This is a genomic window from Oscillibacter hominis (assembly GCF_014334055.1).
GTDB classification, from domain to species: Bacteria; Bacillota; Clostridia; order Oscillospirales; family Oscillospiraceae; genus Oscillibacter; species Oscillibacter hominis.
The window spans coordinates 1900694-1920667 of sequence record NZ_CP060490.1; the positions used below are offsets into that span (position 1 = coordinate 1900694).

Genomic DNA, 19974 nt, shown 5'->3' on the forward strand with positions numbered 1-19974 from the left:
TGATAGCACATCGCTTCCCGTTTGTGTAGCTTTTTTGCTGTTTTTCAAAGGAGTTTTTCTTTTGTTCATTTTTGCCCATATGCTCTTTGCAGCCAAGTGGTTCTTTTCAAAAGTTCCTCTTGAATTTGCAGTTTCTTTCAGGTATAATAACATCGTTCATCTGCCGGTGTGATGGAATTGGTAGACGTAGTGGACTCAAAATCCACCGCTGGCGACAGCGTGCCGGTTCGAGTCCGGCCACCGGCACCACTTGGAATGCCTGGGTTTTCTCACTTGGAAAGCCCAGGCATTTTCTTATCTTTTGGCGAGTTCTCTTGCCAGTTCTCTCCTGTTCTTTTGCGGATCGGAAAGGCAGCAGCCACTGGAACCCAGCATTTGACAAAAGCGAAATCAGCGGCTATAATGAACAGCGTTCATTTTGGGGAGGTGATTTTATCAATACATCTGTGACGTCAAAAGAAGCCATTTTGAAAACCTGCCGGGACATGGTGGCGGAAAAAGGGCTGGCCTCCGTAAACATGCGTTCGGTGGCAGAGGCATGCCACGTGGCCCTTGGTTCCCTCTACAATTACTTTTCCTCCAAGGAGGAGCTGATCCTTGCGGCCATCGGAAGCGTCTGGCAGGATATCTTCCACACGGAACCCTGCCGGGAAGGGCTGTCTTTCCCCGAGTATGTCCGCTGGATTTTTGAACGTGTCCAATCGGGCATGCGGGCCTATCCCAACTTCTTTACCGCCCACTCCATCAGCTTTGCCAGCACCTCCAAACAGCAGGCCCGCAGTACCATGGAGCAGTATGTCTCCCACATAAAGGCCGAACTGTCGCAGGCCCTGCGGGCGGATTCCAACGTCCGGCAGGACGCGTTTTCATCCGACTTTCAGGAGCCGGAGTTCATTGAGTTCGTCCTGACGAACCTTCTGACGCTGCTGGCCCAGCAGAAGGACACCTGCGAAATTCTGCTGGAAGTAATCCGCCGGTCCTTGTATGAATCCCGAGCCTGACAGGCTCTCAATTACCGTTCAAATAGAAAGGAAGCCAATCCATGCAGGCTATTTTTGAAACACTGTTCGACATTGCCTATCTCACAGCCATCCTCACCTTGGGGTGCAGGATGCTTCGCGGCTGCAAGGGAACCCCCGCCTTCCGGCTGTACGGAACCATGGCCATTGTGCTGGGCTGCGGAGACGCTTTCCACCTGGTGCCCCGCGCGATCGCTCTTTGCACCACAGGGCTTGAGGCGTATACCGCGGCTCTGGGGATTGGAAAGCTCATCACCTCTGTGACCATGACCATATTTTATGTTCTGCTCTATTATGTTTGGCGGTCGCGGTACCGGGTCTCCGGAAAGGCCGGGCTGACCGCGGCGGTCTGGGGGTTGTCGCTGCTGAGGATTCTCCTCTGCCTGGCACCCCAAAACCATTGGACCAGCGCCAATCCCCCCCTTTCCTGGGGCATTTACCGCAACATTCCCTTTGCCCTGCTGGGACTGCTGATTGTGGTGCTCTTCTACCACAGTGCCAAGGCGCACAGCGACCGCCCGTTCCGTTTTCTGTGGCTCACCGTGGTGCTCAGTTTTGCCTGCTACATCCCGGTCGTACTGTTCGCCGACGCAGTGCCCGCTGTGGGTATGCTGATGATCCCCAAGACCTGCGCATACGTGTGGACGGTTGTCATCGGCTACCGGGCCATGAAAGCCGAGTGCTGATGTGCGCCCCGGCAATTCGGCGTCCGGGGACCGCTCAAAACGGATTTTTCTTGGGCAGCGCCAAAAAAAGAGCCGCGCGGTGATCAGCCGGCCTCCCCGCCGCATAGAGTACCAGTGCGGCCGTCATGTTCCACTGTGATTTGATCTGTGCAAAAATGTTTCGTGTAAATTTACGCAAATGCCGGTTGAAATTTGCGCAAGTCATGCTATAATGGATATACAGCAAAACCCCGCCTTTGAAATTTTGAAAATATCGGGAGGTAACGATCATGGGCTATCCTCAGACAGGCAACGAGGTATATGTCGGCTTTTCTCTGTCCGACACCATGTTTTCGGGAATCGGCAAAGGGACCATCACCCGGGAGACGGTTTCCGCTGATTATTTGAAGGACCTGTTTGCAAAGTACGGCGTGGTCGTCTCGGCAAAGCCCGAGCAGCGCAGGCTTTTGGAAATGGTAAACTCAATCTACGATTTGAAACTGGAGATTCCGGAAACGCTGAAGATCATTCAGCTTTCGGAAAAGCACCGCCGCCTCGTGACCATCTCCGTCCAGGGGCTCAGACGGATCAACGGCTCCCTGCTTCCCGAATATTCGGATGAGGAGTTCCAGGAGGCCACCTTCGGCTTTGTCAAATACTATGTCCAAAGCCGCCACTATGACGAGCTGATGGCGGAAAATGAAAAGCTGAAAAAAGATTTGGATTTGGAGATTGCCTGGCGCACCAGAGTCTCCGACATCTAATTCTTTCCCGGTTACGCCCGATTTCCGGTCTTCTATAAAATGAAACGCGGCAGCGGACAGGACGCCTGATCCGCTGCCGCGTTTTTCCGTCTTTTCTCAAAAACCGTCGAAATCAGCGGGACAACCCCGGAAAAACTTGCTATAATACTCAAAGGATTTTGATACGAGCGCGTTTGCGCCGGAAAAACTGCCATGACCAATTCGCAGCAACAGGCGCGGCAGATCTGGGAGGATCACCATGTATTATTCCACCACATATCCATCCCCCGTGGGAATGCTCACCCTTGCGTGTGACGGCAGCCACTTGACGGGACTATGGCTGGAGGGGCAGAAGTATTTTGGCGGCTCTGTTGCCGGAGAACTGACCCCGGCCCATGACCTGCCGGTTCTGAATGCTGCAAAGGGCTGGCTGGACAGATACTTTGCCGGCCAGCGGCCCAGCTGCGACGCCCTTTCGCTGTGCCCTGCCGGCAGTGCGTTCCGCCAGCTGATCTGGGAGCTTCTACAGGAGATTCCCTATGGCCGGGTAGTCACTTACGGGGAGATCGCCCGACGGGCGGCGGCAAGGCTGCACCGCGAAACCATGTCCTCACAGGCGGTGGGCGGCGCCGTTGGGCACAATCCGATTTCAATCATCATCCCCTGCCACCGGGTGGTGGGTGCAAACGGCAGCCTGACGGGCTACGCCGGAGGGGTCGCGGTGAAAAAGAAGCTGTTGGAGCTGGAGGGCGCCGACCTGTCCGGCCTGTTTGTCCCCGCGTCGGGCACCGCGCTTTGACCCGCCTTCCATTTTCAATAACACACTCCCGCCTTTTGCGCGGGTGCTGTCTGTAAACAGCAGGAGGTATTGCGTGCAGCAGATCACAGTGGACGGTGAGACGGTATTGATCCACCGCAAGCCTATTCGAAACATGTACCTGCGGCTCTCCTCTGCGGACGGGCCGCTGTACGTCACTGCCCCACGCTCTGTCAGCGACCAGACGGTGGCTTCCTTTATCCGCGCCCGCCGGGGCTGGATTGAAGCGCAGCGGTCCGCGCGGCCGCCGCGGCCGCCCTGTACCTGTAGCTCCGGAGAGCGGTTTTTCCTCTGGGGGGAGCCGCTTCCCCTCCGTGTGGAGGAGGGCCCTTCCCCCGGTGTATCGCTTTCCCAGCGCCGGGAAATCCGGATGGTTGTCCCGCCAGGCAGCACGGTTTCCCAACGCCTGGCCCTGCTGGATCATTGGTACCGTCAGGAGCTGCAATCGGCTCTTCCCGGGGCCATCGCCCGTGGCAGGGCAGCCACCGGGCTCCAGGCGCAGCAGTGGAACATCCGGGACATGCGCACCCGCTGGGGCAGCTGTACACCCAAAACCGGCGCCATCCGCATCAATCTGCAGCTTGTCCGCCGCCCTGTTGCGTGCCTGGACTACGTGGTGGTCCATGAGCTGACCCATCTGCTGATCCCCGGGCACGGGCCGCAGTTCCGCCAGGCCATGGACCGTTTTTACCCCTCGTGGAAAGAGGTCCGCCTGCTTCTGAACCAGTTTGACGCCCAGCCGCTTCCCCCGGAAGTGGTTTGATTTTTTCATCTTTTTTTCAGAACATGGTTGAAATTTGCGGAAATTCCCTATACTCTATAATGGTATTGTTATGGACCAAAAGGCCGCCGACTGCCGCGGTATAGATAAGGAGAATCCATCTATGGACAACACCTACCAGATTATCACCGACGCCACCGCCGATCTGGACCCCCAGACCGCCGCCGCGCCGGAGCTGAAGGTAATCCCCATGCCGGTCACTATGGAGGGCCGCACCTTCCACCATTACTGCGACTTCCGTGAAATGCCCGCCAAGGAGTTTTACGACCATCTGCGCCGCGGCTCCATGCCCCAGACGGCGCAGATCAACATCCTCACCTATCTGCGTGCGTTTATCCCCCCGCTGAAGGCCGGGAAGGATGTGGTCTACCTCTGTTTCTCCTCCGGCCTCTCGGGAACCATCCAGTCGGCCCATATGGTCATGGCCGTGCTCCGGGAAAAATTCCCCCAGCGGAAAATCGTCTGCATCGATACACTTGCCGCCAGCGTGGGCCAGGGCTTTTTTGTCTATCAGGCGCTCCAGCGCCAGCGGGAGGGAGATTCCTTCCAGCAGCTGTGCGGCTGGGCGGAGGAACGCAAGCTCCAGGTCGCCCACTGGTTCACCGTGGAGGACCTGAACCACCTGCACCGCGGCGGCCGTCTTTCCAAGACAGCGGCCGTGGCAGGCACCATGCTCCAGATCAAGCCCATCCTTACCTTGGACCGGGAGGGGCATCTTCAGGTGGCCGGGAAGGTGCGGGGCACCGTCAAAGCCTATCAGTCCATGATTGCCCGGATGAAGGAAACCTGCACCGATTTCACCTGCGCTTACATCGGCCACTGCGACGCGCCGGTGTCGGCGGAGAAATTGGCCCAGATGGCCCGGGACGCTGGGATTCAAACCACCCTCATTGCCCCCATTGGGCCTGTCATCGGTTCCCACGTGGGCGCGGGCATGACGGCTCTTGTCTACTGGGACACCGGGCGATAAATAGGAATCCCCTTCCCGGATTCCGGGGAGGGGGTTTTGTAAATCTGAGCGAATCCTCACGGGTTGAGGCAGAAAAAGGTGAAGTCCCCTGTCACCAGCAGCTTTCCATCGCTGCTGCGCACCTCCGAACGGACCACACAGGTAGTCCTGCCCCGGTGGATAATGGTTGCCTCCGCCCGGATGGTCCCCTCTTTGACGGTGCTGAGGAACTGCATGTTGCTGTTTTGCGTCACATAGCGCCTTCCGTCGGTACGGGCCGCCGTGCCTGCCGCCGTATCGGCCATAGTGTAATAGGCGCCGCCATGGGGCATCCCATAGGGGTTGCAGCTCTCCGGCACTACGGTCAGCTCCACTGCGGCGAAGTCCTTTTCCACCGCCGCCAGTGAAATGTGATTATACTGCATGAAGCGGTTGGACAGGCACTGGGCCTCTCCCTGCTCCCGAATCTTCTCTTTCTCGTCCATGCGTTCTCATCCTTTCTGAAATTGCCGCGGGTGCCATTGTCCGCAGCCGGATTTACACTCAAGATGGCTTTTTCTCATAGAAGTATACCATATTCTTCCCCTTCTGTCATATTATTTGCGCCTCCATCCATATCATTTCCATTGATTTTACCAGCCATCGGCTTTATAATTGGAACGATTTTTATGAACCGCATTGGATTGCGGCAAGGAGGTCTTATTGATGTACTGTTTGAGGCAGATCCTGCCAGATCTCTGGTGGGTGGGCGGCAACGACCGGAGAATTGCACTGTTTGAAAATGTGTTTCCAGTACCCCGGGGCATCTCCTATAACTCTTACCTTCTTTTGGATGAGAAGACCGTTTTGCTGGATACGGTGGACAAGGCGGCAGGAGAGGTCTTTTTTGACAACTTAGAGCACCTGCTGGGCCAGCGGCCCCTGGACTATGTGGTGGTCAATCACATGGAACCGGATCACTGCGCCACCCTGGCCGACCTGCTGCGCCGCCATCCGGAGACCACCGTGGTGGGGAATACAAAGACCTTCCAGCTGATCCAACAGTTTTTCGGCCTGGATCTGAAGGACCGTTCCCTTGTGGTGGCGGAGGGGGATCAGCTCTCTGTCGGCAGCCACACCTTCCGCTTTTTGATGATGCCCATGGTACACTGGCCGGAGGCCATGGCCTCTTTTGAGGAGTCCAAGGGTATCTTGTTTTCCGCCGACGCCTTTGGCTCCTTCGGCGCGCTCTCCGGCAGCCTCTTTGCGGACGAGGTGAATTTGGAAAAGGACTGGATGGATGAATGCCGCCGGTACTATGCCAACATCGTGGGCAAATACGGCGCCCAGGTGCAGGCCGTGCTGAAGAAGGCCGCGGCCCTGGATGTCCAAATGATCTGCCCCCTCCACGGCCTGATCTGGCGCAGCAATCTGTCCCTCCTGTTGGACAAGTATCAGAAGTGGAGCACTTACACCCCGGAGGACCAGGCGGTGCTGATTCCCTACGCCTCTGTCTACGGCCACACCGAAACCGCCGCGGAGGCCCTGGCCTGCCGCCTGGCCGACGCGGGGGTCACGGACGTCTCTCTTTACGACGTGTCCGCCATCCATCCCTCCTACATAGTCTCCGAGGCCTTCCGGTGCAGCCACATCGTGCTGGCCTCCACCACATACAACGGCGGCATCTTCTGCAATATCGAGACGCTTTTGACAGACCTGAAGGCCCATGCGCTGCAAAACCGGACTGTGGCCATTGTGGAAAACGGCTCCTGGGGCCCCATGTCCGGACGGCTGATGCGGGAGATGGTGGGCTCCATGAAGAACATGACGCTTCTGGAGCAGAGCCTCACCCTGCGCTCCGCGCTGGCCGAGAGCCAGTACGAGCAGCTTGACGCCCTGGCGAAGGCCATTGCGGCCTCCGTGAACAGTGCCGCGGCCGGGAAGGCCCCTGTGGAGGAAGAAAAAACGAAGGGGTTTCGCTGCAGTGTCTGCGGCTACGTATATGAGGGGGATTCCCTGCCGGAGGGCTATACCTGCCCGGTGTGCCATGTGGACGCGGACCACTTTGCGCCCATCCCTTAAAAAGTCGGATTCCTTCAAAAGGGAAGGGCGTATACCGCCCTTCCCTTTTTTGTACCCAATGGCGCACAGCCGCATATTCTGTTAACAGGAGAGAACCAAGGGTTCTCTCCGAAAAACTATTCGGAGGCTAACTCTTATGACTGCTTTATCAGATTTACGGGAAGGGCAGCGGGGCCAGGTGGTCTCATTGCTCACCCGCGACAGTATGCGGCGCAGGCTTCAGGATATCGGGCTGATCGAGGGAACGGAAGTGGAATGTGTCCTGAAAAGCCCCGCCGGCGACCCTGCTGCTTATCAAATCCGAGGTGCGCTCATCGCGCTGCGCCGGGAGGATTCCGATCAGGTCATGGTCCTTCCCGCGTGAACTTTTCTTTGGAGGTGAATCGAATTGGGTCTTACCGTCGGTTCCACCGGCAGAGCCGCCATTGACACAGGGCTGCGCAGCAGTGGAGAACAGGAGGCCGTGATCGCCCTGGCCGGAAATCCCAATGTGGGAAAATCAACGGTGTTCAACGCATTGACAGGTATGAACCAACATACCGGGAATTGGCCCGGCAAAACAGTGGCAACCGCGCAGGGGATCTGCCAACACGGCGGTAAATCGTACTTACTGGTGGATCTGCCCGGCTGTTATTCCCTGTTGGCGCACTCCGCCGAGGAGGAAGTAGCCCGTGACTTCCTCTGCGGCGGGGCGCCGGATGCGGTGATTGTCGTCTGCGACGCCACCTGCCTGGAGCGCAATCTCAACCTGGTCCTTCAGACGCTTGAGATCACGGCAAAGACGGTGGTCTGCGTCAATCTGATGGACGAGGCAAAGCGCCGGAACGTATCCGTGGACATAGAGGCACTTTCCGCCAAATTGGGCGTCCCGGTGATTCCCGCCGCCGCCCGCAGCGGCAGAGGGCTCAGTGAGCTGATGGATGCCGCCGCCGGCCAGGCAGAGCTTGACGACGGAGCCTGCCGCCCGGTGATCTACCCACCGGCCATCGAGGAAGCTGTGGGGCTTCTCTCACCCGCGCTCTGCGAGTCAAGCGCCCACCCCCGCTGGGCTGCGCTCCAGATGCTCTGCGGGAACCTGCCGCCCCCTGACAACTGTCCCCAGTTGGAGGAGGCTCAGGTCCTGCTCCAAGATACTTACCCCACCCCCGGTGATCTGCAGGACGCCGTGGTATCCCGGATTGTGGAGACGGCGGAGCGGATTGGGCACAGTGTGGTCTCGCAGCAGGATGATCGGCGTACAGAGCGGGACCGGCGCCTGGATCACATTCTCACCAGCCGGAAAACCGGCATTCCGGTGATGCTGGCGCTCCTGGCCGGGATTTTCTGGCTGACCATCACCGGCGCCAACTATCCCTCCTCGCTGCTCTCCTCGGCTCTTCTTTCCCTTGAAGAGCCGATCCGCAGCCTGCTCCATACCCTGGGCGCGCCAACTTGGCTCAGCGGCGCTTTGGTGGACGGCGTCTATCGGACGCTGGCCTGGGTGATCTCTGTCATGCTGCCGCCCATGGCCATCTTTTTCCCCCTTTTCACACTTTTGGAGGATTTGGGGTACCTTCCCCGGGTTGCCTTCAATCTGGACCACAGCTTCCGCCGGTGCCGCGCCTGCGGGAAACAGGCGCTGACCATGGCCATGGGGTTTGGCTGCAATGCTGCGGGCGTCACGGGCTGCCGCATCATCGACTCCCCGCGGGAGCGTCTGATCGCCATTGTCACCAACAGCTTCGTCCCCTGCAACGGCCGCTTCCCCACATTAATCACCATGCTCACTATATTTTTTGTGGGCGTGGAGCGCCAGTCGTCTTTGCTGTCGGCGCTGCTGCTGACCGCCCTGGTCCTTCTTGGCGTGGGAATGACGCTGGCTGCCAGCAGCCTGCTGTCCCGGACGCTGCTGCGGGGCGTCCCCTCCTCCTTCACGCTGGAGCTGCCCCCTTACCGCCGTCCCCAAGTGGGCAAGGTCATCGTCCGCTCCATTTTCGACCGAACCCTGTTCGTTTTGGGAAGGGCGGTCTCCGTGGCCGCGCCAGCGGGCTTTGTGATCTGGCTTTTATCCAATGTCTCCCCCGGAGGGGTCTCCCTCTTGTCCCGCCTTGCGTCTGCACTGGACCCTGTGGGGCAGTTCCTCGGCCTGGACGGAGTCATCCTGCTGGCCTTTATCCTGGGCTTTCCGGCCAATGAGATTGTGGTCCCCATCATCCTCATGGCCTATACGGCCCAGGATACCATCATCGAGATGACGGATCTGCATTCCCTTCAGATCCTGCTCACCTCCAACGGCTGGACGTGGGTCACCGCGCTCTGCGTGATGCTCTTCTCCCTTTTTCACTGGCCCTGCTCCACCACCTGCCTGACCATCTATCAGGAGACAAAAAGCATCCGCTGGACGCTGCTGGCCATTGCCCTACCCACTGTCATCGGCATTGTCCTCTGCGCCGTGCTCTCTCATCTGCTGGTGCTGTTTGTCTGACGAAAAAGGCCCCGCCTTTATAAGGCGGGGCCTTTTTCTATTCCAATGTCTTTGCCATCCGTTCCAGAAAGACAGCCAGTTCCTCCCGGGTGCAGAAGCTTTTGTACATCATATTCCCATCCTTGTCGCCACGGATGATCCCCTTCTGTTCCGCCCAGGCTCTGGCCTCAGCGCTCCAATCGGAGGGCTCGTGTTTGGCGCGGGCCTCCAGATAGGTTTCCATCATCTTATTGAACTGCTCTTGCGTCATGGGTTCCTCCTTTTGCCTGTAAAGCGGCATGGGCGGCGGATATCGGCCGGCTCGGATATCCGCGTTGGTGTAGCTGCCCTTGTCGTCCCACTGAAAATGGGGACGGTCCACAATGGATTTCCAGTCTCCGCCCCAGGTAAATCCCATTTGTTTGGCCACCTCGGCCACCTTTCGGAAAAAGTCCGGGTCGCTGTATTCCTCACCCTTTACGTTCTTGCTGATGTCAAAAGCAAGCCCGGCCCTCACTGAGTGAAAGGTGGGGATTTTCCCGTTGGTGACAATACTCCCCGGCCGTGTCCTGCCCTGTTCATAGAGATATGCCTGATATTCGTCGTCCCGCACCGTGTTGGTCACCAGAACTGCCAGGCCCCGCTCTTTGCAAAGCGCAAGCAAACTGCGGCAGTTGGCCTCCACATCGGAGCGCAATCGGGAAATGTCTCTGCTGTTGATCATTTCAATCACCTATACGGCCTGATTCCGCGTGTCCCGTTTGAGCGCGCCCCCAGGCCTCCGGGGCGCCTTATTCAGTATAGTCAATTTCCGGCGCCGTGCCATTGGCTCTTTTTATACCGCCATCTGAAACTCGAGGAAGGTATAGCCCGCGGCCTCCACCATGGCCCAGGTGTAACCATGGGCCTCACACTCCGCCCAGGTCAAATACCTGTAGTAGAACTCCGTCTCCAAATGGGCCGGAATGATGTCCAGGATGATTTCCTCAATGCGCCGAGACTCCTCCGGCATGCCGACCAGGCCCGGGAACACGATCCGAATCCGGTCCTCCAACTCAATGGCTTGGGCGGGAATCCCGCATCCGCCGATGGTGTCGTTGATGGCCTGGAGGGTAAAGCTGTCTCCGTCAATGCGCATCAGGGCTGCAATTGCCTCCCGCCGAAGCTCAGTGGTGGGCGCTGCGTTTTTTCGGGCAAACAGCGCTTCTCTCCGGTCCAGCCCCTCGTCTTCCGCCGTGGCGTTGATCCCCTCCCGCTCGGCACGGTCCAGCGCCCCGGCGCATGAATCCAGCCCCCTGCCCGCGGCGGACAGTTCCTCTCCGCTGAGGCTGCCCTCCTTCATCTGGTAGATGCCAAGGGGCCGCAGCAGGTCCTTCAGATAGGTCTCATACCCCATGTTCCAGCCTCCTTAGCCCTTCATCTCGCTGATGGTCACAGCGCCCAGCACAGGCAGCACCTTGCTGTCCTCCGGAATATCCTCGGTAGGCAGCGCAATGTGGTAGTTTTCCACACCCTCCGCGTGGTAGATCAGGTTTCCTAATTGTGCCAGGGTCACCGCCTTGCCCAACTGCTTTCCGGAGAAATGCTGGACAAGCGCCTCCTCCACGCTGGTCTTCACCGATTCAAACGCATACCCGCTCTGCACCTTCACCTGTGCCGTCACCGCCACCTCCCGGGTCCGGGGCGCAAGGACCTGGACATCCACGGCGATCTCCCGCTTTTCCTGGAGATCCGCCCGGATTTCCTCCAGCAGCTCCTCTGAGGGAATCCCGGTGGCAGCCGCTACGTAGACGTCCACCGTGCCGATGCCTCTGGCCCGCCCCACCACGGTGGCGGCAGCCACTGAGGCGTGATTCATGGCGATCTTCTGGTAAAAGGCGGCGTTCGCGCCGTTGGGCAGTCTTTGATAGCTCTCAAGGATGCGCTTGCGCAGGGATTCGTCGTCCTCCGCGTCGCTTCCCCCTGCAAAGGGGTTGGGGTTGGTGCAGCGCGTAATCCCCACCGGCATGGCGGCCATCCACACAATGGACCCCGCCACTGCGTTGCCCGCGCTGCCGGCCACCACAGCTGCGGCTGGCACGTCCACTGACAGCGTCCCCGCCGCCATGGTGGCCTCCTTGGTGGTGACAAAGCGCACATTGTCCTCCGTCATACACTCCGTGCCTGCCTCGATCATCAGGTCCGTGGCCAGCGCGTTGTCTGTCAGAAAGCGCAGTGTGCCCTGGGCACGGGCCGCTTCCTGGCGAGTAATTCCTCTGAGCTGCGCATGGTAATCCAAATACTTTCCCTGGGCGGTCTGGGGAAAGCTCTGATCCAGTACCCAGTCCGCCTGAATCAGCAGCGACTGTACCTGGGCCGCCACGGCGTAGAGGCGGACGCTCAGGTCGCAGGATTCCTCCGGAACAAATCCCGCCTTTTCCGCAAAGGTTTCCAGAAGCTCCTGATAGATTTCGTCAATTGTTTTCATCCTCTTCTCCTTACCGGACTGTGAGGGGCACTTTGAGTTCCTCTCCCCCATAGAGCAGATGGACCTTGATGTTCATCCGCCCCTGCTCGTCCTTGCCAAGCTCCACATCCGTCACGCTTACGTCCTCCTCGTCGGAGAGCGCCTCTGTCACGTACTGCAGCGCGGCCCCCTTCCGCCCCACAGGGCTTTCGCCGCCCAACAGATAAAGCCTGCTGCCCAACCGGGGCAGGAAGGGCAGGGCCCCCCTGCGGGCCGTCAGCTTGAACAGCACCCGCTGCAATAGGGCCTCCCGGCCACTGACATGCCTGAGCCCGCCGGCTCCGTCGGTCACATAGTCTCCGTCCTTGATCTTCAGTTCCATGCCCTCACTCCCCAATGACCGGCGCCTGGTACTCCTCGCCGTTGATATAAAGCCTGCCGGACAGATGGATTTCCCCGTTGTTGTTCAGACGGATGGAGGCTCCGTTGGAGTGGATGAGGAGTTCGCCTGGCTCCAAATTCTTTCCCTCCGGGTCCTCCACTCCGGCCACGCAGCACTCCTCGGCCCCAGTGCCTCCCCGGATTAAAAGAGCGGCCGCACCGTTGTCCGGCTTCCAGGCGAATCCACCCGGCCCCATGACCGGAAGGTTCCGTACCTCTCCCCGGGCCAGAACGCCTGCGCTCTCTCCGCAGATGGTGGTCACACCCAGATCGGCGGCAGGAAGTCCCGCCGTCCCCTGGGCGCTTCTCAGCTGTCTTGATAGCCACATACCGATTATCTCTCCTTCAGTGTCAAAAGGCAGGTTTCCCCGCTCTCGTCCAGGCTGCTGCGGGCCTCTTCCACCCGGTAGCTTCCGGAGATGCCCGTCCTCTCCATGTGCAGCGTCACCTGGTCGCCCGGCTCCGCGGCAAACGCGCCCTGCAGCTTGACCTCAACGGACAGCTGATCCTTCCGGGACTCCTCGATCTGATAGGTTCCCGTGTAGCGCATGGCCTCATATGTACTCTTTCCCGGCGTGTACAGCACCCGCCGACAACTCCCGCCCCTGCTGGAAAAGGGCTCGTTTTTCACCCGGTGGGAGATGCCCCGGGCTTTGTCCACCACCAGCACCTCCGACAAAACGCCGTAGCGCTGTTCCCGCTTTACCAGGGAGAGCACCGGGGAGCCGTCGGTCAGGGTAAGCGTCTTTCCGGATACGGTTTTTTGAAGAATCAATCTGCCCACATGGTCGAAATAGGGGGAAAACCCACCATAGCGCCGGGTAAATCCATCCAGCGCCTTCCATTGGCTGACGCCGGAGCTGACGGCATAGGCACCGGAGAGCGGCTGAACCGCGCTGCACGTCAGTCCGTAGGGCGTCACGTGGTTGCGTAAAATCACCTCTGTGGTAGCCCGCTGGTAGTTGGCCGCAGTGGCTTCGTTGTCCAACAGCAGCGCGCACAGCCCCCGGCCGGCCACCGTCAGCAAAAGGCCCTGTTCTGATTGGCGGATTTCGTATTCATCCAGCACGCCATAGAAAACGCTGACCCCATCCACCGCCGCGCGGAAGCGGTTCACTTTGGGCAGCACTTCCGCCATGGACCGCTCATAGAGGCACACCGCGGTGAAACTGTCGCAGGGCACCCCTCCGGTCCGGATGACCTCCCAGCTCAGCAGGACCGGCAGCGTGTATACCACACCGTCGTATGTTTTCAACTGTCCCTTCACCGGATTTTCACCTGATTTCCCGGGTAGATGAGGTTGGGGTTTTTGATTTGTGGGTTGTTGGCAATCAGAGACTGGAGCGTGACTCCATACCGGTTTGCGATCCCCCAGAGCGTGTCGCCTTTGACCACGGTGTAATAAACGCTGCCGCTTCCCCGGCTGACAGTGCTTCCGCTGGCCTCCTGGTCCACGCTGAAGGGCCCGTAGCCGTCAAAGCTCTCCCAGAATTCAAACGTGTATTTGACGTAATCGGGTCTTGGCTGCTGGGCCAGGCTCAGGGAGATAAAGTAGGCGTTGGCCGCCATCCACACAGGATGCACCAGCAGTCCCGGCCCTTTCTTGTAAAATACCACCGCCAGTTTGCGGAACTCATCATAGGCTCCCTCCCCGGCAAATTCTCCCTCGCCACGCATCACCCTGTTCCCAAGGTCCAGGTCCTGCATGCAGTACCTGCCAAAGGGCACCTTGTGAACCGCCACCTTTCTCTGGTAGGTGATGCTGTAGGTGGCCGGGTTGTGGGGCCATACATAGTCCTTAAAGCGCATGGGCGTCAGTTCCATCCGATCCCTCCTGATCAGTAAAGGGTGTATCCGCCGTCGTATCGGCGGGCATCCCTTTGAATCTGCCGGGAAACGTCCGCCGGCGATTCTCCTTGTGGGAGCGCTGCTTTGATCGCGTCTTGCGGCTCTCCCCACCCCTCCGGTTCCTGGGGGACCGCCTTCCGGGCAGCTGCCACGCCCTCGTTCAGGAGCAGCCGCCGGGATGGGAAGTCGATCCTCTCATCCCTCTGCTCCCCGGCCGCCTGAAAAGCCTCCCGGCTCTCCTCCGCCTGAAAGGAGCCCTCCTGCTCCCAGGCACGCAGCGCCTCCCGGCGCCTCTTCTGCTGCGTATGCGCCTCGGCGGCCTCGGCCCAGGGCTCTTGCCCCTCCTGCTCCTCCTGCTCTTCCCCCGTCAGCAGCGTCCTCCAAAGCTGGCTCTGCCGCAGCAGGAGCTGTTCGATGTAATTCATGTGGTCTCCTCCTGCATACAGCGAAACCGCTCCTGGTCAAAGGCGGCACTTTTTCCTGCGTCCAGCGGGCGCTCCCTTGGCTGCTCCCCGGCGCAGAGCAGGCGGATCAGCCGCTCGATCTGCTCCGCCGTCAGCGTCTCCATTACCTGTGCGGCGCATTCAAATGCCGGCTTGCCCTCTTGATAGCAGCATTTGGAGAGGACCAGGGCATTGCCCAGAAGGCCGGACTCCTCCGGCGCGCACTGGCTGAGCAGCGGGTCCCGCCGCAGCTTCAGCAGCTGGGCCGCCGTCACTGGCCGCAGCTCGTCGATTCCATTCATCACGCGGCGATCTCAATGCGGCCCGTGGCCAGCACTGTCACCTTTTCCGCCACCATGGCGTTCAGCTCCCCCTGCTCGGAGATGTTGCTCCACTGGCAGCCGCTGTAGATCACCTTGCGGTCCGGCTTGCAGATCACAAGGGAGAAGTCCTCCAGATGGTAGAAGCTGATGCCGTCGCTGATGGCCTCGTCGGTGGCGTAGAGCCGGGTCAGCTCCAGGGTGTATTTGCACTGGCCGGGAATGGTGGCCACCGGTTCGCTTTCGCCGAAGGCCTCAATGGTCTGGCTGCTCCGGGTGACTTTCGCGGAGTAGCTCTGTACCACCGCCACTTTCTTTCCGTTGAGTTCCAGATAGATGTCCGCGCTGGTGGGAAAACCTGCAATCTCCATGAACTCGCCTCCTTAAACCGTAATGTGGGCCGTGAGATAGATCTGGTTGAGCCCATGGGCCACGGCAAAGCTGAACTCCACCAGACAGACGGTGGGATTTTCCTCTGATACGCTCACCGACACCTCGCCGTAGCTGTCGATGATCTCCGCCTTGACTTTGCTCTCCAGGTCCACCACCACCTGGGAGCGGATGGCTCCTCTTGTCTGGGCCGTGTTTTTGGTACGGGTAAATTTGCTGCGCAGGGAGTTTCGGATGGCGGGAATCACATTGTCCACAATCAGGATGGTGGTCAGCTCCCGCCAGGTGCTGTCGGCCGCGCCGCCGGTGGTGGTGCGGGTGGTGATGCCGCGGACGGGTGAGATCACTCCCGCTACCTCCTCCAGAGGCATCACGCCCCCCTGCACCAGCAGATCAATGTCGTTGTCGCTGTAGCGCTGGCTCACTCCGCCCAGGCCGTAGAGCTTCACGCCGTTGAGGGGCACAGCCGGGTCGCGGTTGACCGCAATGGCCGCGGCCACTGCCGCCGCGCTGCAGGTGCCGGGCAGGGTCTTTCCGGACTCGTCCAGTGCGTCAGGACCCACCAGCACCACACGCTCGCTGTTGATCTGCGCTGCGTGGGCCTTGAGCTGCGCCGCGCTCTCGCCGCTGCCCCCCACCACCGCGATGCGTTCCCTGCGGTTCTGGGAAGTGGAATCCACACTCTGCCTCAAGGCCTGATGCACTTCGGCATCGGCGCTGTCGCAGACCACAATCTGAATATTCTCCTGTTGGGCCAGGGCTTCGAAGGCCGCAGTATAGCCGCTGACCGTTTTCTCTTCCACCGCGGCCGCCACCACAGTGGACGCGCCGCCGGCAAACAGCAGCCTCAGCAGCGTGGACATGCCCGCGCTGCCTTCGGCATCCTCGCCAAAGGCGGCAAGCCCCGCAGCATAGCTGGTCAGAGTCACGGCTTCATTGGCCGTCCCTTTTGTGGCTGAAGCCGCCAAGCCGATGATCCGGATGGCGGCGCCGCCGTTTAACACGGCGGAAGCGTCGTAGGAGGAATAGACCCCCGGGCGCTCATGAACTGTACTCAACAAGGAAGTACCACACCTTTCAATTCAAAATCCAGCAGCGCTCCGCTCTCCTCGCTGCCTGTCGCTGTAAAGTACGCCGTGCACCGGACCGCTCCCTGACGAACGTACAGCTCCCGGTCCCGATCCCATTTCATCTCACCCCAGCTGGCCTCCAGCGGCTTGAGTCCGGAGGGCAGGCCGGCCAGCAGCACCTCTGCCGCCGTTTCCACCGCGGCTTCACACTCGTCATTTCCGGGCGCGTAGACGTCCACCGCCAACTCCACCTCCAGCCGTTTGCCGTAGAGCTCCCGGACCGTCCCCTTTTCCTCGTCATAAACCTGTCCCAGATAGCTGCAAAAGCCCATGGCCCGTCCGCTGCTCTGCCGGACGCCCACGGCCGCCACAGCTCCGGCGGGGCGCTTTTCCCGCTGCTGTCCCAGCCGGGGGACAGCCTCCAGCCCAGCCTCCTGCAAGCAGCGGATCACCGCGCCGCGCACCTGATTCATTCCTGTCATACCGCCGCCTCCCATTCCATCCGAAGGGCCGCCCAGTAGTGGCTCAGCTCCCGCCCCACATAGTAGGGGGAGGAGGTCCTTACCCGCAGCCGCAGCCCCTGCCAGACCAGCACATCCCCCGGCTCCACGGCCGTCCGCCCCAGATAGACGTAGAGGCGTTCGTCTCCTCGTCCCAATACGTCCGCCGCGTCTTCCAGCCGGTTCCGGTCGGCCGAGGGCTGGATAAAAGCCCGGATGGGAGTCTCTGCCCCATCCCGGATCAAAGTCGCCTCCTGGCCGTATCGGGACACAATCTCTGACAGCCGCTCTGTCATCCTCTCACCCCGCAAAACAAGAAGCTCTCGTTCACATAGGGCTCCATCAGGCGCCAGGCCTCCCGGCGCAGCTGGTCAGCGGAGGCGCCGGCCTCTGCCGCAGACATGCCGCTGACAGAGACCGTGCCCGCCGTAAAGGAGGAAAATCCGCCCTGGCCGCCCCGGCATTCCAGAAGGCTGGCGGCGGCCAGCATCGCCGCCGCGCAGGGATAGGCTGCGGCGCAGCTTTGCTGCGTGATGCCCTGACGCAGCTTTGTGCGCAGGGAGTCCTCCGCGGCGGCGCACAGCGTCTCCAACAGCTCTGACTCCTGCTCCGATGCGCCGCTGAGCGTCTTTGCCAGTCTCAAAATTTCATCACTCATGTTCGTCCTCCCCCTGCCGCGCTCCGCGCGGCCTTAACTCACACCGACAGCACCTTGGAGGCGTCGCTGTAAAGCTTGGCAAAGCCGGAGATACTGGTGATCGCGGCACGCTCCAGCTGCCGGTCGATCAGCTTGTCATACTCCACCGTCACGTCGCTGCCGTTGATCATTTCCAGGGCGTAGTTCTTGTCCATGCCGATCATCTTGCCGGCCGGCATGGCGGAGGTGCGCAGCAGCTTTGCCCCCAGAGGGGAGGTCAGGGTTCCGGTGCCCTGGAAGTTCAACCCGGTCAGCGGGTTCTGGAACTCGCTGAGCTTCAGCATGGCCAGCATCACGTCGTCTGCAACCAGCATGGTGTTCAGGGCATAGGGGTCAAACTGGGCCCAGAAGTCCAGCAGCGCATCATAGCTCAGGGTGCCCGCGGTTCCGCCGATGGGCTTTGTGCCCACGGCGAAGCTCTTGGCGGCGTTGTTGTTCCCGTCGCCGTTGAGGATGACGGAGATGGCGTCCTCCAGATGCATCCGGGCAATGTAGGCGCCGATCTGGCGCAGCGTCACGGAGAAAAGGTCCAGCCGCTGGAAGCGGATGGCCTCATAGGACGCCACCAGCATCCGGCCCCGCTTGTGCAGCCGCACCAGGTTTTCCTGGGTGCGGATGGAGGTGGTGGGGATTTCGCTGCCCTCCTCCACACGCCGGAGAGACTTTTCCTCTTCCGTGGGCACAGAGGCGATGGAGCGGTAATCCATACCGTCAAAATTGGTCACCGTTGCGGTGATGCTGGGCAGGATATTCTCCGACTCCATGCCCTGGCGCACCACCCGGGATACGAACTCCGGGAACAGCACTGCGGAATCCGTGGTGTGGAAGAACTTCTCCACCATGTCGCTGCCGACTCCCTTGACATGGATGTCAAAGCGCTTGAGCTGGCGCTGGAAGGCGTCCATCCCCTCCAGGGCGGTGCCCCGGTAGTTTTCGCTGGGGTCCATCTCCTCCAGGGTCTGGGTGAAGCTCTTGCCGGACTGGGCATACATGCCCTTGTCCAGCTTCAAATTGTCAAAATGATAGGCCATGTCCATCTTCCTCCTTACAGTACAAAGGTTACGGTATTTGCGCTGGGATCGATGTCCAGCACCAGGTACTCCCGGCCGGTGGAGCTGGCCTTGACGCCGCCGGTTCCGTTGGCCGAGAGCTTAGCGTAGCCCACGGTGGGCGCGGTGCCGGTGTAGGGCGCCGTCACCACGCCGGCAAGCTGCACGGCGCAGGCGTCCCCCGCCCGCTTAGCGGCGGTAACGCCGCAGAAGCTGTCGCCGTCGGCGCAGGCGCCCACCGTGGCGCCTGCGGTCATCTTGACCACGTGCCCCTCCACTGCGTCCGAGGTGGCAAAGGTCGCCGTCCACTGGTTCATGCCGTCAAAAGAAATGTTCATTGTCGTCCTCCCTTTTTATATTCCGCTCTCTCATCACACGAGAAAAACAGCTTTGTTGTCTGCGGCCCGCTCCATGTCCTGCAGCTGGGTCTGCAGCGGGTATTTGCTCCGCATCTGCTTCTCATATACCCGCTTGAGTTCCAGGAGCTCCGGTTCGCTCAGCTTGCCTGCGATCCCGGAAAAAATCTCCGCATCCAGCGATTCGTCACTCAGCGCGGCCAGACGGCTCACCTCAGCTCGTAAGGCGCCCAGGTACTTGCGACCCAACTCCGCCTGCTGCTCCAGCGCCTTCCACTCCTCCAGGCACGCGCCCTGTTCCGCCGTCTCCACAAGCTGCTTCAGCGTGCCGAAGCGCTTGATGACGCCGGCATGGCGCTGGGCGGGCACGGCCACAAAGGACCACTCGTAGGCGTCCGTGGGATTGCGAAGCTCCGCAAAACAGAGCTTGCCGCCGTAAGCCTCTCCCTTTTGGTGTTTACAGCTCCCCATTTCGCTGCCGCAGATGGAGCAGACGCTCCGCTCCACGCTGCATCCCACGCTGACCTCCTTTTTGATGCCGCCCTCAATCTCCGCAATCAGGTCCTTGTTCTTTTCACTGCGGAGCATGTAGGCATACCCCTTCAGATAACAGGATGTTTCCCCCAGGGATGTCTTTTTCTCCGGCTCAAAACATACCTCTGTGCGGTAGATGCGGGCGGTCTGCCCGTTGGAGGCCCACTGGTGGTCAAAAATACCGCTTTTGCCCACAAAGAGGTCGCCCAGCTTGTGGAGGGCTGGCTCGTCAAAGCGCTCATAGTCCCGGTCCACCTCGTTGTCGCACAGCCGCACGGCAAAGGTGTACACCTGCTCCGCAGTCAGCTTGCTCTTTGCCAATTGGTTGATGAGCGCCAAATCCGCCTCGTCTGCGGGGCAGCTCAGCGTCCCCTCCCGCTCTTTTCTGATTTCCATGTTCTC

General features: G+C 60.2%; 28 protein-coding genes and 1 tRNA gene. 10 read left to right on the forward strand and 19 right to left on the reverse strand.

Annotation, left to right across the window (positions count from 1 at the left end; translation table 11 throughout):
* The first annotated feature begins 162 nt into the window (after positions 1–162).
* The 3 genes from H8790_RS09455 (at position 163) to H8790_RS09465 (ending at position 1705) form a co-directional block, all read left to right on the forward strand.
* Positions 163–249: transfer RNA gene (locus tag H8790_RS09455), tRNA-Leu, on the forward strand.
* A gap of 218 nt (positions 250–467) precedes the next feature.
* Positions 468–1001: a TetR/AcrR family transcriptional regulator gene (locus tag H8790_RS09460; protein ID WP_187332284.1), complete on the forward strand. Its 534-nt coding sequence runs from the start codon at positions 468–470 to the stop codon at positions 999–1001.
* 41 nt (positions 1002–1042) lie between these two features.
* Positions 1043–1705 (forward strand): hypothetical protein, encoded by a 663-nt coding sequence (locus H8790_RS09465; RefSeq protein WP_187332285.1) that lies wholly within the window; start codon positions 1043–1045, stop codon positions 1703–1705.
* Between the two features lie 34 nt (positions 1706–1739).
* Here H8790_RS09465 and H8790_RS09470 read toward each other — a convergent pair whose 3' ends face one another.
* Positions 1740–1976 (reverse strand): hypothetical protein, encoded by a 237-nt coding sequence (locus H8790_RS09470; protein ID WP_187332286.1) that lies wholly within the window; start codon positions 1974–1976, stop codon positions 1740–1742.
* On the opposite strand from H8790_RS09470, the gene H8790_RS09475 reads away from it, so the two are divergent.
* The 4 genes from H8790_RS09475 (at position 1975) to H8790_RS09490 (ending at position 4995) form a co-directional block, all read left to right on the forward strand.
* On the forward strand, positions 1975–2448 hold the full coding sequence (locus H8790_RS09475; RefSeq protein ID WP_187332287.1) for a hypothetical protein: 474 nt from the start codon (positions 1975–1977) through the stop codon (positions 2446–2448). The two genes, H8790_RS09470 and H8790_RS09475, sit on opposite strands and share 2 nt — an antisense overlap.
* Before the next feature lie 238 nt (positions 2449–2686).
* Positions 2687–3226, forward strand: a complete 540-nt coding sequence (locus H8790_RS09480) for a methylated-DNA--[protein]-cysteine S-methyltransferase (protein WP_187332288.1) — start codon at positions 2687–2689, stop codon at positions 3224–3226.
* A gap of 73 nt (positions 3227–3299) precedes the next feature.
* Complete coding sequence (locus H8790_RS09485) at positions 3300–4007, forward strand: M48 family metallopeptidase (RefSeq protein ID WP_187332289.1); 708 nt, start codon at positions 3300–3302, stop codon at positions 4005–4007.
* A 121-nt stretch (positions 4008–4128) separates the two neighbouring features.
* Positions 4129–4995 (forward strand): DegV family protein, encoded by an 867-nt coding sequence (locus H8790_RS09490; RefSeq protein WP_187332290.1) that lies wholly within the window; start codon positions 4129–4131, stop codon positions 4993–4995.
* 56 nt (positions 4996–5051) lie between these two features.
* On the opposite strand, the gene H8790_RS09495 is transcribed toward H8790_RS09490, so the two are convergent.
* Positions 5052–5459, reverse strand: a complete 408-nt coding sequence (locus H8790_RS09495) for a PaaI family thioesterase (RefSeq protein ID WP_187332291.1) — start codon at positions 5457–5459, stop codon at positions 5052–5054.
* Between the two features lie 220 nt (positions 5460–5679).
* On the opposite strand from H8790_RS09495, the gene H8790_RS09500 reads away from it, so the two are divergent.
* The 3 genes from H8790_RS09500 (at position 5680) to feoB (ending at position 9499) form a co-directional block, all read left to right on the forward strand.
* Positions 5680–7035 carry an oxygen-binding di-iron domain-containing protein gene (locus H8790_RS09500; RefSeq protein WP_187332292.1) on the forward strand — a complete coding sequence of 452 codons (1356 nt, stop codon included), beginning with the start codon at positions 5680–5682 and terminating at the stop codon, positions 7033–7035.
* Between the two features lie 136 nt (positions 7036–7171).
* A complete protein-coding gene (locus H8790_RS09505; protein WP_187332293.1) occupies positions 7172–7399 on the forward strand; it encodes a FeoA family protein in 228 nt (75 codons plus the stop codon).
* Between the two features lie 24 nt (positions 7400–7423).
* Entirely contained in the window at positions 7424–9499 is a 2076-nt protein-coding gene (gene feoB / locus H8790_RS09510) for a ferrous iron transport protein B (RefSeq protein ID WP_187332294.1), read from the forward strand.
* 37 nt (positions 9500–9536) lie between these two features.
* Here feoB and H8790_RS09515 read toward each other — a convergent pair whose 3' ends face one another.
* The 17 genes from H8790_RS09515 to H8790_RS09595 all read right to left on the reverse strand — a co-directional run bounded on the left by H8790_RS09515 (position 9537) and on the right by H8790_RS09595 (position 19968).
* Entirely contained in the window at positions 9537–10202 is a 666-nt protein-coding gene (locus H8790_RS09515) for a M15 family metallopeptidase (protein ID WP_187332295.1), read from the reverse strand.
* Positions 10203–10313: 111 nt separating this feature from the next.
* Entirely contained in the window at positions 10314–10874 is a 561-nt protein-coding gene (locus tag H8790_RS09520) for a hypothetical protein (protein WP_187332296.1), read from the reverse strand.
* 12 nt (positions 10875–10886) lie between these two features.
* Entirely contained in the window at positions 10887–11945 is a 1059-nt protein-coding gene (locus H8790_RS09525) for a baseplate J/gp47 family protein (RefSeq protein ID WP_187332297.1), read from the reverse strand.
* Between the two features lie 10 nt (positions 11946–11955).
* Positions 11956–12306, reverse strand: coding sequence for a hypothetical protein (locus H8790_RS09530; protein WP_187332298.1), 351 nt, complete (start codon positions 12304–12306; stop codon positions 11956–11958).
* A 4-nt stretch (positions 12307–12310) separates the two neighbouring features.
* The gene (locus tag H8790_RS09535) at positions 12311–12694 is read right to left on the reverse strand and encodes a hypothetical protein (RefSeq protein ID WP_187332299.1); all 384 of its coding nucleotides are present in this window, start codon (positions 12692–12694) and stop codon (positions 12311–12313) included.
* A 5-nt stretch (positions 12695–12699) separates the two neighbouring features.
* The gene (locus H8790_RS09540; protein WP_187332300.1) at positions 12700–13632 is read right to left on the reverse strand and encodes a hypothetical protein; all 933 of its coding nucleotides are present in this window, start codon (positions 13630–13632) and stop codon (positions 12700–12702) included.
* Positions 13629–14189, reverse strand: a complete 561-nt coding sequence (gene safA, locus H8790_RS09545; protein WP_243208478.1) for a SafA/ExsA family spore coat assembly protein — start codon at positions 14187–14189, stop codon at positions 13629–13631. The genes H8790_RS09540 and safA overlap by 4 nt, the downstream gene beginning before the upstream one ends.
* 14 nt (positions 14190–14203) lie before the next feature.
* Positions 14204–14638 (reverse strand): hypothetical protein, encoded by a 435-nt coding sequence (locus H8790_RS09550; RefSeq protein WP_187332301.1) that lies wholly within the window; start codon positions 14636–14638, stop codon positions 14204–14206.
* Positions 14635–14958 (reverse strand): hypothetical protein, encoded by a 324-nt coding sequence (locus H8790_RS09555; RefSeq protein ID WP_187332302.1) that lies wholly within the window; start codon positions 14956–14958, stop codon positions 14635–14637. Before H8790_RS09555 ends, H8790_RS09550 begins: the two co-directional genes overlap by 4 nt.
* The gene (locus H8790_RS09560; protein WP_187332303.1) at positions 14958–15347 is read right to left on the reverse strand and encodes a hypothetical protein; all 390 of its coding nucleotides are present in this window, start codon (positions 15345–15347) and stop codon (positions 14958–14960) included. Before H8790_RS09560 ends, H8790_RS09555 begins: the two co-directional genes overlap by 1 nt.
* A gap of 12 nt (positions 15348–15359) precedes the next feature.
* Positions 15360–16427, reverse strand: coding sequence for a phage tail sheath subtilisin-like domain-containing protein (locus H8790_RS09565; RefSeq protein ID WP_187332304.1), 1068 nt, complete (start codon positions 16425–16427; stop codon positions 15360–15362).
* Complete coding sequence (locus tag H8790_RS09570; RefSeq protein WP_187332305.1) at positions 16421–16918, reverse strand: hypothetical protein; 498 nt, start codon at positions 16916–16918, stop codon at positions 16421–16423. The genes H8790_RS09565 and H8790_RS09570 overlap by 7 nt, the downstream gene beginning before the upstream one ends.
* Entirely contained in the window at positions 16915–17232 is a 318-nt protein-coding gene (locus tag H8790_RS09575) for a hypothetical protein (RefSeq protein WP_187332306.1), read from the reverse strand. The genes H8790_RS09570 and H8790_RS09575 overlap by 4 nt, the downstream gene beginning before the upstream one ends.
* The gene (locus tag H8790_RS09580) at positions 17229–17594 is read right to left on the reverse strand and encodes a hypothetical protein (protein ID WP_187332307.1); all 366 of its coding nucleotides are present in this window, start codon (positions 17592–17594) and stop codon (positions 17229–17231) included. The genes H8790_RS09575 and H8790_RS09580 overlap by 4 nt, the downstream gene beginning before the upstream one ends.
* Before the next feature lie 38 nt (positions 17595–17632).
* The gene (locus H8790_RS09585; RefSeq protein ID WP_187332308.1) at positions 17633–18664 is read right to left on the reverse strand and encodes a phage major capsid protein; all 1032 of its coding nucleotides are present in this window, start codon (positions 18662–18664) and stop codon (positions 17633–17635) included.
* Positions 18665–18678: 14 nt separating this feature from the next.
* Positions 18679–19020: a hypothetical protein gene (locus H8790_RS09590; RefSeq protein ID WP_187332309.1), complete on the reverse strand. Its 342-nt coding sequence runs from the start codon at positions 19018–19020 to the stop codon at positions 18679–18681.
* Between the two features lie 33 nt (positions 19021–19053).
* Entirely contained in the window at positions 19054–19968 is a 915-nt protein-coding gene (locus H8790_RS09595; RefSeq protein WP_187332310.1) for a hypothetical protein, read from the reverse strand.
* Positions 19969–19974 lie beyond the last annotated feature (6 nt).

Excerpts from the sequence above, each read along its gene's own strand:
- H8790_RS09520 (WP_187332296.1), bottom strand. The coding sequence starts at position 10,874 with ATGGGGTATGAGACCTATCTGAAGGACCTGCTGCGGCCCCTTGGCATC.
- H8790_RS09470 (WP_187332286.1), bottom strand. The coding sequence starts at position 1,976 with ATGATCGTTACCTCCCGATATTTTCAAAATTTCAAAGGCGGGGTTTTG.
- H8790_RS09465 (WP_187332285.1), top strand. The coding sequence starts at position 1,043 with ATGCAGGCTATTTTTGAAACACTGTTCGACATTGCCTATCTCACAGCC.
- H8790_RS09535 (WP_187332299.1), bottom strand. The coding sequence starts at position 12,694 with ATGTGGCTATCAAGACAGCTGAGAAGCGCCCAGGGGACGGCGGGACTT.
- H8790_RS09590 (WP_187332309.1), bottom strand. The coding sequence starts at position 19,020 with ATGAACATTTCTTTTGACGGCATGAACCAGTGGACGGCGACCTTTGCC.
- H8790_RS09515 (WP_187332295.1), bottom strand. The coding sequence starts at position 10,202 with ATGATCAACAGCAGAGACATTTCCCGATTGCGCTCCGATGTGGAGGCC.
- H8790_RS09560 (WP_187332303.1), bottom strand. The coding sequence starts at position 15,347 with ATGGAGATTGCAGGTTTTCCCACCAGCGCGGACATCTATCTGGAACTC.
- H8790_RS09555 (WP_187332302.1), bottom strand. The coding sequence starts at position 14,958 with ATGAATGGAATCGACGAGCTGCGGCCAGTGACGGCGGCCCAGCTGCTG.
- H8790_RS09580 (WP_187332307.1), bottom strand. The coding sequence starts at position 17,594 with ATGAGTGATGAAATTTTGAGACTGGCAAAGACGCTCAGCGGCGCATCG.
- H8790_RS09490 (WP_187332290.1), top strand. The coding sequence starts at position 4,129 with ATGGACAACACCTACCAGATTATCACCGACGCCACCGCCGATCTGGAC.
- H8790_RS09495 (WP_187332291.1), bottom strand. The coding sequence starts at position 5,459 with ATGGACGAGAAAGAGAAGATTCGGGAGCAGGGAGAGGCCCAGTGCCTG.
- H8790_RS09575 (WP_187332306.1), bottom strand. The coding sequence starts at position 17,232 with ATGACAGAGCGGCTGTCAGAGATTGTGTCCCGATACGGCCAGGAGGCG.
- H8790_RS09570 (WP_187332305.1), bottom strand. The coding sequence starts at position 16,918 with ATGACAGGAATGAATCAGGTGCGCGGCGCGGTGATCCGCTGCTTGCAG.
- H8790_RS09585 (WP_187332308.1), bottom strand. The coding sequence starts at position 18,664 with ATGGCCTATCATTTTGACAATTTGAAGCTGGACAAGGGCATGTATGCC.
- H8790_RS09505 (WP_187332293.1), top strand. The coding sequence starts at position 7,172 with ATGACTGCTTTATCAGATTTACGGGAAGGGCAGCGGGGCCAGGTGGTC.
- H8790_RS09525 (WP_187332297.1), bottom strand. The coding sequence starts at position 11,945 with ATGAAAACAATTGACGAAATCTATCAGGAGCTTCTGGAAACCTTTGCG.
- H8790_RS09595 (WP_187332310.1), bottom strand. The coding sequence starts at position 19,968 with ATGGAAATCAGAAAAGAGCGGGAGGGGACGCTGAGCTGCCCCGCAGAC.
- H8790_RS09475 (WP_187332287.1), top strand. The coding sequence starts at position 1,975 with ATGGGCTATCCTCAGACAGGCAACGAGGTATATGTCGGCTTTTCTCTG.
- H8790_RS09500 (WP_187332292.1), top strand. The coding sequence starts at position 5,680 with ATGTACTGTTTGAGGCAGATCCTGCCAGATCTCTGGTGGGTGGGCGGC.
- H8790_RS09550 (WP_187332301.1), bottom strand. The coding sequence starts at position 14,638 with ATGAATTACATCGAACAGCTCCTGCTGCGGCAGAGCCAGCTTTGGAGG.
- H8790_RS09530 (WP_187332298.1), bottom strand. The coding sequence starts at position 12,306 with ATGGAACTGAAGATCAAGGACGGAGACTATGTGACCGACGGAGCCGGC.
- safA (WP_243208478.1), bottom strand. The coding sequence starts at position 14,189 with ATGGAACTGACGCCCATGCGCTTTAAGGACTATGTATGGCCCCACAAC.
- H8790_RS09480 (WP_187332288.1), top strand. The coding sequence starts at position 2,687 with ATGTATTATTCCACCACATATCCATCCCCCGTGGGAATGCTCACCCTT.